This window comes from Streptomyces sp. RP5T, assembly GCF_003933965.1.
Lineage (GTDB): Bacteria > Actinomycetota > Actinomycetes > Streptomycetales > Streptomycetaceae > Streptomyces.
The window spans coordinates 1-7,295 of record NZ_RSAJ01000432.1; the positions used below are offsets into that span (position 1 = coordinate 1).

Here is a 7,295-nt window from a genome sequence, read left to right on the forward strand (position 1 = left end):
GCCTTCCCCTCAGTACGGAGATCCCTCACCCATGTCCTCAGCACGTACCGCCCTGCGCCGGGCCGGCCTCGGCACCGCACTCGCCGCCTGTGCCGTCCTCACCGCCGCGGGCGTCGCCTCCGCGCACGTCACCGTGCACCCCGACAGCTACGCCCGGGGGGCCACCGACGGCGCCCTGACCTTCCGTGTGCCCGACGAGAGCGACACCGAGAGCACCACGAAGGTCCAGCTGTTCCTGCCCACCGACCACCCGCTGCTCGGCGTGCTCGTCTCCCCGCACGACGGCTGGACCGCCGAGGTCACCGACACCAGGCTCAAGAAGCCGGTCAGGACGGACGACGGCACGATCACCGACGCCGTCTCCGAGATCACCTGGACCGGCGGGAGGATCGGCCCCGGCCGGTACGAGGACTTCGACGTCGCCTTCGGCCAACTGCCCGACGACACGGCCCGGCTGGCCTTCAAGACCCTCCAGACCTACTCCGACGGGAAGCTCGTCCGCTGGATCGAGGAGGCCGCCCCGGGCGACGAGGAGCCGGAGAACCCGGCGCCCGTCCTGACGCTGACCCCGGCCGCCGGAACGTCCGCCGCGAAGCCCGCCGCGACCACGTCCAAGACCCTTGCGAGCGACTCCACCGCCCGCGGTCTCGGCGTCGCCGGGCTGGTCGTCGGCGCGCTGGGGCTGGCGGCCGGTGCCTTCGTGGTCGTACGGAGTCGTCGTCCGCACTGAGCGGGAGCCGGTGCGTTTTCGTACCCACGGGTCGGGAGCGGTGACCTGATGGAAGGATGAGGCGCCATGACAGCCGGGTGGTGTGCGCGCACAGTACGGGCCGCGGTGTTCGCGGCCGTCTGTGTGCTGCTCGCCGCCCTGGGCCACGTCCTCATGTCCGGCGCCCAAGTGCCGGGCCGGACACTGGCCGCGGGCCTGGTCGCGACCGGGGGCGCCGGCTGGTGTCTGGCCGGCAGGGAACGCGGGCTGCCGCTGATCGTGGCCGTCGTGGTCGCGGCCCAGACGGCCCTCCACTCGGCGTTCTCCCTCGCGCAACCCACAGTGGCGGCACCTGACATGGGCGGCACGCACATGGAGTCCATGCACATGAGCGGCATGGACTCCCTCGACGCGGCCCCCATGGGGACCTCGTCGGGGGTGGACGCCCTCTCGTTCCTCGTGCCGTTCGGGATGTACGCCGCCCATCTGCTCGCCGCGCTCCTCACCGGGCTCTGGCTGGCGTACGGGGAGCGGGCCGTGTTCCGGGTCCTGCGGGCCGCGGCCGGATGGCTGGCGGCCCCGCTGCGGCTGCTCCTGCTCGCCTCGCCCGTCGTCCCGGAGCGCCCGCGACCCGCGCGGCGGCCCCGCTCGCAGCGGGCGCCGCGACTCGTCCTTCTCAGCCACGCGATCACCCATCGGGGTCCGCCCGCGGGGACCGCTGTCGTCTGACGACAGCTGGTGACCCGAGGCCGCCCTCGTGCGCCTCGGGCCGTGGCCGTACTCCCTCCGTGGACGCCGTACGGCCGTTCCCCTCACCGGACCGCCGCGCACCCGTGTGCGACGGCGCGGTCCGGATCACGGCTGACCCGAGAAGGACACCTGGTGATCACTTCCACCCTGCCCGCCCCGGCCGACCTCCGCGCTCGACGCGAGTCCGCCGACGCCACCGCGACCGCCTGGGCGCTCGCCGCCCGCTCCGGTGACGCGGACGCCGTCGAGCAGTTCGTCCGTGCCCTGCACCGTGACGTCCTGCGTTTCGTCTCCCACCTCTGCGCCGACCCCCAGGCCGTGGACGACCTGGCCCAGGACACGTTCCTGCGGGCGCTCGGCAGTCTGCACCGGTTCGAGGGGCGGTCCTCGGCGCGGTCCTGGCTGCTGTCCATCGCCCGCCGTGCGGTGATCGACGGCCACCGGCACGCGGCGGCCCGGCCCCGCCGGTACGACGGCGCGGACTGGGAGGCCGTGGCCGAGCGGGCCCAGCCGCGGGGCGTGCCCGGCTTCGACGACGGGATAGTGCTGCTCGACCTGTTGGGGGTGCTGTCCGACGAGCGCCGGGAGGCGTTCGTGCTCACGCAGCTGCTGGGATTGTCGTACGAGGAGGCGGCCGGGGTGAGCGGGTGCCCGGTGGGCACGGTGCGGTCTCGCGTGGCGCGGGCCAGGCGGGAGCTGACGGAGCTGGTGAGGTGAGCAGAGGACCGCTCACCGTTTGCCGCGCAGCGACCTGGCTGCCGTGCCCGCCGCCAGGCCCGCCAGGCCCGCCAAGCCCGCTCCGGCCAAGGTCAGCGCCCGCGTCCTGCGACCCGGGGGCGCGGGCCTCGCCCCCGGGGCCACGCCGTACGCGCTGCCCGGCGCCCCCGGGATCGCGCCGGCCAGCAGTTCCGCGAGGTGGACCCCCTCGTGGCCGCCGCTGTCGAACTGGTGGATCTGGGTGCGGCAGCTGAAGCCGTCGGCCAGGACCACGGTCTCCGGGGGCTCCGCGCGCAGTCGGGGGAGCAGGACGCGTTCTGCGCACGCCTCGCTGACCTCCAGGTGGCCGGGTTCGAAGCCGAAGTTGCCGGCGAGGCCGCAGCAGCCGGAGTCGAGTTGTTCGGCGTCGACCCCGGCGCGGTGCAGGAGCTCACGGTCGGCCTGCCAGTCAAGGACCGCGTGCTGGTGGCAGTGCACCTGGGCGAGGGCCTTCGCGGAGCGTTCCGGGACCTGCGGGGGCTCGTAGCCGGGGGAGTGCTCGGTGAGCAGTTCGGCGAGCGTGACCGTCCGGTCGCGCAGCCGCCGCACGTCCTGGTCGGTGGGGAACATCTCCGGCGCGTCCGAGCGGAAGACGGCGGTGCAGCTGGGCTCCAGGCCGACCACCAGACCGCCCGACCGGACATGCTCGGCGAGCCTGCGCACGGTACGGCCCAACACCTTCTCTGCGGTCGCGAGTTGTCCCGTCGAGATCCAGGTCAGGCCGCAGCACAGCGGCTCCTCGGGCAGGACGACCCGCCAGCCCGCGTGCTCCATGAGGGTCACGGCCGCCTGTCCGACGTGCGGGTGGAAGTGGTTGGTGAAGGTGTCCGGCCACAGCAGCACGGTGCCGCGGGCCCCGTCGCCGTACGGCTCGTGCCGGGCGAACCACTGCTGGAGCGTCTCCCCGGCGAACAGCGGTACCTCGCGGTTCTCGACACCCGCGAGCGCCACGGCAGCCCTGGACAGCGGCGGGGTGTGGGTCAACGCGTTGACGAGGGGCCCGAGCCGGGTGCGTCCGACCAGCTGCGCCAGGGCGGGCAGCCAGCCCATGGAGAGGTGGGCGCGGGGCCTGCGCCACCAGCGGCCCTCGTAGTGGTGGGAGAGGAACTCCGCCTTGTACGTGGCCATGTCGACGTCCGCCGGACAGTCCTTCTTGCAGCCCTTGCAGGACAGACACAGATCGAGCGCGTCCCGTACGGCCTCGGAGCGCCAGCCGTCCCGGATCGCGCTCTCCCCGTGTCCGTCGAGCATCTCGAACAGCAGCCGGGCCCGCCCGCGCGTGGAGTGCTCCTCCTCGTGCGTGACCTGGAAGGACGGGCACATCACCGCGCCGCCCTCGGTGGTGTGCCGACGGCATTTCCCCACGCCCACACAGCGGCCCGCGGCCTGGGCGAAGGACCCGCCGTCGTCGGGGAAGCGGAAGTGCAGGTCGCGCGGGTCGTACGGCGCCCAGTCGCCGCCCAGGCGAAGGTTCTCGTCGAGCCCGTACGGCGCCACGACCTTCCCGGGGTTCATCCGGTTCAGCGGGTCGAAGACGGTCTTCACCTGGCCGAAGGCGGTGACGAGCCGCTCCCCGAACATGCGGGGCAGCAGCTCGCCGCGGCTCTGCCCGTCGCCGTGCTCGCCGGAGAGCGAACCGCCGAACTCCACGACCAGGTCGGCCGCGCGCTCCATGAAGCGCCGGTAGGCGGCGACCCCGTCGGCGGTGTACAGGTCGAAGGGGATCCGGGTGTGCACACAGCCGTGCCCGAAGTGGCCGTAGAGGCTGGGCCCGGTGTCGCTGAGGTAGCCGAACTCGTCGTACAGGTGCCGCAGTCGGCGCAGGTAGTCGCCGAGTCGTTCGGGCGGGACCGCGGAGTCCTCCCAGCCCTCGAAGGTGTCGGGCCGGCCGGGGATGTGCGCGGTGGCGCCGAGGCCGGCCTCGCGGACCTGCCACAACTGCTGTTCGTGGGCCGGGTCGTCGAGAAAGGCGACCGTGGGGTCGTGCTCGGACTCGTGCAGGCCGTCGAGCATGCGGTGGGCGTGCTCGTCGGCCTCCTGCGGACTCCTCCCGCCGAACTGCACCATCAAGAAGGCGTTTCCGTCGGGGAGTTCGGCGCGGGCCTTCGGGTTGAGGCGCTTGATGCGCTCGTCCCGGATCAGCCGTGCGTCCAGGCCCTCCAGCGCGATCGGCTCGTGGGGGAGGATCGCCGGGACGGCGTCGGCGGCCGTCTCGATGTCGGGGAAGCCGAGGACGACCAGGGTGCGGTGCTCGACGACCGGCACCAGTCGCAGTTCCGCGCGCACCACCGTGACCAGCGTCGACTCGCTGCCGACCAGCAGTCCGGCGACGTCGAAACCGTGCTCCGGGAGCAGGGAGTCGAGGTTGTAGCCCGAGACCCGGCGCGGGATGTCGGGGAAGCGGGCACGGATCTCCTCGGCGCAGGTGTCGCGCAGGGCGCGCAACTGCCGGTAGACGGAGGCCCGCAGGTCCCCCTGCCGCTCGATCTCGGCGTACTCCTCGTCGCTGGTCGGCCCGCACCAGAACCGGGTGCCGTCGTACAACTGCACTTCCAGGCGGGCGATGTTGTCGACGACCTTGCCGTAGGCCTGGGCGGTGGCCCCGCAGGAGTTGTTGCCGATCATGCCGCCGATGGTGCAGTTGGCGTGGGTGGCGGGCTCGGGGCCGAACCGCAGTCCGGTCGGGGCGAGTTGCCGGTTGAGGTCGTCGAGCACGATGCCCGGCTGGACGACACAGGTGCGGGCGTCGGGGTCCACGGACTCCAGCCGTGCGCAGTACTTCGACCAGTCGATCACCACGGCGGTGTTGGTGCACTGCCCGGCGAGACTGGTCCCGCCGCCCCGGGAGAGCACGGGCGCGTCGTGCTCGCGGGCCACGGCCAGCGCCTCGACGGCGGCCTCGGGCGTGCGGGGCACGACCACCCCGATCGGGGTCTGGCGGAAGTTCGAGGCGTCGGTCGAGTAGGCGGCCCGGCTGCCGGCGTCGAAGCGGACCTCGCCGTCGACGCGCTCGCGCAGCGCGCGTTCCAGGGCCGCCGTGTCCGGCGGGGGCGCCTCGGACCGTCGTACGACAGGAACGGGCAGGTCGGAGGTCGTCATGAAGCCCTCCCTCGGTGTCGGCGCGGGCACCGGCCGGGTACCCGCAACCGCACCGGTGACTACTCCGGGACCGGCTCCTCGGCGAAGTCGGGCATCAGCGCGCAGAGTGCCTGGCGCTGGGCGGGCCCCATGAAGCGCCCGAGCGCCTCCTTGACCGTCTCGGCGAGGGGTCCGGAGGCCTCCTTCAGCAGCCCCCGGGCCTTCTCGGTGAGGGCGACCTCGATGCCCCGCTTGTCGCCGCAGACCGACCTGCGGGTGACCAGGCCGGTGTGCTGGAGGCAGGCGATCTGGTAGGTGAGGCGGGTCTTCGGACGGCCCAGGAGTTCGGCGATCCGGGTCATGCGCAGGGCCTGGCCGGGGTCCGCGGCGAGCAAGCACAGGACGAGGAACTCGTCGTGCGAGACGTCGAGGCGGTCCTTGACGACGGAGCGCAGCTCCTGCTCGACGGCTCCCGTCGCGGCCAGCATCAGCATCCATGCGTGCAGCTCGGGAGGCAGGAGCCCACCGGACGAGGCGGGACATTCGGACGGATCGGCCATGCTTCGAGTGTAGCTGTTGTTCAAATTTGGAGTATGAGCTAGCGTGCTGTCATCCAAATTTGGACTACACAGCCTGCAGGAGTGAGGGATCATGACCGTCGCCGTGGAAACCGGAACCTGGCAGCTCGACCGGACCGCCACCACCGTCGCGCTCAAGCACAGGACGATGTGGGGCCTGGTCACGGTGAAGGGCACCTTCACCACAGTGGACGGTCGGGGCGAGGTGCGGGCCGACGGATCCGCCGTCGGCACCGTGACCCTCGACGCCGCCTCCCTCGACACCAAGAACGCCAAGCGGGACGAGCACCTGCGCGGATCCGACTTCTTCGACGTCGACAACCACCCCGAGATCACCTTCGCGGTACGCAGCGCCGAACTGCGCGACGGCGACCAGGTGCACGTGATCGGTCAGCTCACCGCCCGCGGCGTCAGTCGCCCCCAGTCCTTCACCGCCCGGCTCGTCGACGCGAGCGCCGACGCGCTCACGCTGCACGCCGAGTTCTCCGTGGACCGCGAGCCCTTCGGCCTGGGCTGGAACCAGCTCGGCATGATCCGCGGCCTGACCACCGTCACCGCCTCGCTCCGCTTCAAGCGGTCGGCAGCGTGACGTAGGTGCTCGACAGGGTCTGCGGCGAGGACGTGAACACCCGGAGCCGGATGCGCTCACCCGGCTTCGGGAGGGCGTACGTCCCCCCGGGCGGCCGCAGTTCATAGGTCGCCGTCGCATGGGCGGGCAGCGTGTCCGGCCCCCGCAGCACCGAGAAGTACGGGTACATGCCCTGGCCCCGGGTCAGGGTGAAATGCGGAGTGAGGGCGTCGGCGTCGGTGTTGGTGACCCTGAGGGTCAGCCGGGACAACGTGCGCACGCCGTGCCGCGCGGAGGTGACCTCCAGACGCAGGGGCGGCGAGCCGGTGGCCGCCAGGGCCGCGCTCGCCAGAGCCGGCGCCAGCAGCAGGACCGCCGCGGCGACCCGCACCGGACGCCGGCGCGGACCGGCGAGCCGGGCCGGGAACGGCTGCCACGCCCCCGCGAACTCGGACGCGGGCGCGGTGACCGCCGCGGCCACCCACAACGGGGTCATCATCAGGTAGTAGCCGTCCTGCGAACGGGTCGCCAGCCAGAAGGCCAGCCACGGCAGCACGGTCGCCGCCGGACCGAGGCGGCGCACGAAGAGCACGAACAGCGCCAGCATCCCGGCGAGCAGCAGCAGGCTCGCGTACCCGTACCAGTCGAGCCGGTCGCTGCCGTCCGTGAGGTACAGCGACACGCCCATCAGGCCCTGGCCGTGCAGCACCGCGCCCTGGATCAGCGGCAGCGCGATCCCCTTCAGCCACGCGGCCGGCTGGCTCACCACGAAGTACGCGTTGATCAGCAGCCACACGCCGGCGGCGACCCCGGCGAGCCGCAGCACCACCAGGCCCGCCCCGCGCGCCCCGAGTTC

Annotated in this window: 6 protein-coding genes and 1 pseudogene; 4 read left to right on the forward strand and 3 right to left on the reverse strand. The window is 72.8% G+C overall.

The features are described from left to right. Positions 1-31: 31 nt before the first annotated feature. From EHS43_RS32415 to EHS43_RS32425, 3 genes are all read left to right on the forward strand, one after another. A complete protein-coding gene (locus EHS43_RS32415) occupies positions 32-730 on the forward strand; it encodes a YcnI family protein (RefSeq protein ID WP_125194245.1) in 699 nt (232 codons plus the stop codon). 66 nt (positions 731-796) lie between these two features. Then, positions 797-1,438, forward strand: coding sequence for a hypothetical protein (locus tag EHS43_RS32420; protein ID WP_125194246.1), 642 nt, complete (start codon positions 797-799; stop codon positions 1,436-1,438). Positions 1,439-1,591: 153 nt separating this feature from the next. Next, positions 1,592-2,176, forward strand: coding sequence for a sigma-70 family RNA polymerase sigma factor (locus EHS43_RS32425; RefSeq protein ID WP_125194247.1), 585 nt, complete (start codon positions 1,592-1,594; stop codon positions 2,174-2,176). Positions 2,177-2,188: 12 nt separating this feature from the next. Here EHS43_RS32425 and EHS43_RS32430 read toward each other — a convergent pair whose 3' ends face one another. Next, positions 2,189-5,314, reverse strand: coding sequence for an FAD-binding and (Fe-S)-binding domain-containing protein (locus EHS43_RS32430; RefSeq protein ID WP_125194248.1), 3,126 nt, complete (start codon positions 5,312-5,314; stop codon positions 2,189-2,191). A 59-nt stretch (positions 5,315-5,373) separates the two neighbouring features. Further along, positions 5,374-5,853 carry a MarR family winged helix-turn-helix transcriptional regulator gene (locus EHS43_RS32435; RefSeq protein WP_125194249.1) on the reverse strand — a complete coding sequence of 160 codons (480 nt, stop codon included), beginning with the start codon at positions 5,851-5,853 and terminating at the stop codon, positions 5,374-5,376. A 91-nt stretch (positions 5,854-5,944) separates the two neighbouring features. Between EHS43_RS32435 and EHS43_RS32440 the strand changes: the two genes are divergently transcribed. After that, on the forward strand, positions 5,945-6,460 hold the full coding sequence (locus EHS43_RS32440) for a YceI family protein (protein ID WP_125194250.1): 516 nt from the start codon (positions 5,945-5,947) through the stop codon (positions 6,458-6,460). Here the strand turns inward: EHS43_RS32440 and EHS43_RS32445 are convergent. Continuing rightward, positions 6,441-7,295, reverse strand: a pseudogene (locus tag EHS43_RS32445) (hypothetical protein); the annotation flags it as partial. The gene EHS43_RS32440 and the pseudogene EHS43_RS32445 overlap by 20 nt on opposite strands.